At 66.1% G+C, this 1,511-nt stretch carries 2 protein-coding genes; both read left to right on the top strand.

The window, feature by feature from the left end; translation table 11 throughout:
- Positions 1-135: 135 nt before the first annotated feature.
- Complete coding sequence (locus J0A65_RS23235; RefSeq protein WP_206596663.1) at positions 136-1,059, top strand: ABC transporter substrate-binding protein; 924 nt, start codon at positions 136-138, stop codon at positions 1,057-1,059.
- A 141-nt stretch (positions 1,060-1,200) separates the two neighbouring features.
- Positions 1,201-1,511: ABC transporter permease (locus J0A65_RS23230; RefSeq protein ID WP_416135325.1), on the top strand; the 311-nt coding region annotated here is incomplete at its 3' end.

Below are 1,511 nucleotides of genomic sequence, written 5' to 3'. Positions count from 1 at the left end.
CGGAACCGCCCCGCAGAGGGCGGCAAGAACCAGGATCGGCCCGACGAGGCTGGCCCCATGCACATGCAATTCGGCCCCTGGCCAATCCTGCCCCACGTAAACCAATAACGAGCCAACAGGCTGTGGGAGTGCTTCATGAAATCATCCTTGCGCCACCGTTTCGTCCGTACCTTCGCCTGCACCGCACTGGCTGCCGGCATGGCCGCCAGCGCCCAAGCCGGGACCCTGTCCATCGGCCACACCACCTGGGTCGGCTACGGCACCCTGTACCTGGCCCGTGACCTGGGCTACTTCAAGGACGCCGGACTCGACCTGCAGCTGACCACCATCGAGGAAGCCTCGATGTACATGGCCGCTCAGGCCTCGGGCAAGCTGTCCGGCTCGGCCTCGACCATCGACGAGATCCTCAAGTACCGCTCCAAGGACTTCTGCTTCAAGGCCGTGGCCGCGCTGGACGAATCCCACGGCGGCGACGGCATCGTGGTGCAGGAGGGCATCGCCGACGTGCAGGGCCTCAAGGGCAAGGCAGTGGCGGTCAACGAGGGGTCGGTGTCGCAGTTCTGGCTGAGCTACCTGCTGAAGAAGGCCGGCATGAGCATGAGCGACATCGAGGTGCAGAACATGACGGCCGACGACGCCGCCTCGGCCTTCATCGCCGGCCACGTGCCCGCCGCGGTGACCTGGGAGCCGAACCTGACCATGGTCAAGCAGAAGGGCAGCGGCAAGGTGCTGGTCGACAGCGGCGAGACGCCCGGCGTGATCGTCGACGTGGTGGCACTGGACTGCGACGTCATCGAGAAGCAGCCGGAGAAAGCCCACGAGATCATGGCCAAGGGCGTTGGCGGCTACCTGTCCGATCCCAAGGACCTGGCCGAAGCGGCCAAGGGCGTGAAGTTCTACGACCAGGCCATGAGCGAGAAGCTGCTCGGTACTCCCGGCAAGGCCGGTGACATCGCCGAGATCATCAAGCTGGCCAACGAAACCTGGAGCAGCCTGCAGGGCAAGCCTTACGCGGTGAGCTACGAGGACCTGGTGGATACCTCGTTCGTCACGCCGTAACCCTTCTGTGCAGAAGGGGCCCTGTGGGAGGGGCTTCAGCCGCGAGCGTCGCCGCTGAAGCGCCCCCACGGTGCCCGCCCCAGCGGCAGCGGGGCCGACTGCGCGCTCAGCTTCTTCAATACCCGCAACACGAGGTGGTTCATGGCCACGCAAAAATCCTGGGTGCAGCGCTGCCTGACCCCGAAAGTCGATCTGCCGGGCCGTCTGGTGCTCGGTGTCAGCGGCCTGTGCTGGCTGCTGGTGCTTGGCCTGTGGGCCGTCCTGTCCTATGGCGGCGTGGTGCCGTCGATGTTTCTGCCGACCCCTGGCGATGTGGTCGCCGCTGGCGTGCGCCTGGCCGCCGACGGCACCCTGAGCAAGCATGTGCTGGCCAGCCTGGAAGTGGTGCTGATCGGCTTCGTCGTGTCTTCTCTGGTGGCGGTGCCGCTGGGCCTGCTGATGGGCAGCTTCCG

The sequence above is a fragment of the Bowmanella yangjiangensis genome (assembly GCF_017255015.1).
GTDB classification, from domain to species: domain Bacteria; phylum Pseudomonadota; class Gammaproteobacteria; order Enterobacterales; family Alteromonadaceae; genus Bowmanella; species Bowmanella yangjiangensis.
The sequence above is the reverse complement of the archived record's forward strand: the minus strand, read 5'-3'. Positions and strand labels throughout refer to the sequence as shown.

What these genes read in the sequence shown, in the direction of transcription:
- J0A65_RS23235 (WP_206596663.1), top strand. Translation starts at nt 136, where the DNA reads ATGAAATCATCCTTGCGCCACCGTTTCGTCCGTACCTTCGCCTGCACC.